Consider the following 549-nt stretch of genomic DNA (forward strand, 5'->3'; position numbering starts at 1 on the left):
GATCGCCAGTAGCGCATCGGCAATCATGTATGGAATGTCGGCATTTGCCATCGCCCAAGACATGCCCATAGACGCGCCAACCAACAGCAAAACAATCGATGTGGTGACGGCAGATTCCAAAATGATCTTAGGAAGATCTCGCCATTTCACTTCGCGATACACCAACACCGCCAAAACAAAGGTGTAGACCACGGCGATGGCAGAGGCTTCGGTAGCCGTAAAGATACCGCCGATGATGCCACCCATGATGACCACAATCAGAGCCAGTGAAGGCGCCGCTTTTAGAAATGTATCCCAAACCATCGCTAGCGTTGGGCGAGCAGCAATTGGGTAACCACGACGTTTGGCGATGATCCCAGCCACCACCATGATGCTCAGACCCATCAAAATGCCCGGAATGTAACCGGCAAGGAACAGCGCCGCGATAGAGGTACCACCAGAGACTAACGAGAACACGATCAGGGTGTTACTTGGCGGGATCAATAAACCCGATGGACAAGAGGTGATGTTCACCGCGGCAGAAAAGTTTTCATCGTAGCCATCTTTCTT

General features: G+C 51.9%; 1 protein-coding gene. It reads right to left on the reverse strand.

From position 1 onward, the window contains the following. Positions 1-549: TRAP transporter large permease subunit (locus R8O11_RS30500; protein ID WP_318195298.1), on the reverse strand; the 549-nt coding region annotated here is incomplete at both ends.

The organism is Vibrio sp. 1288, assembly GCF_033344475.1.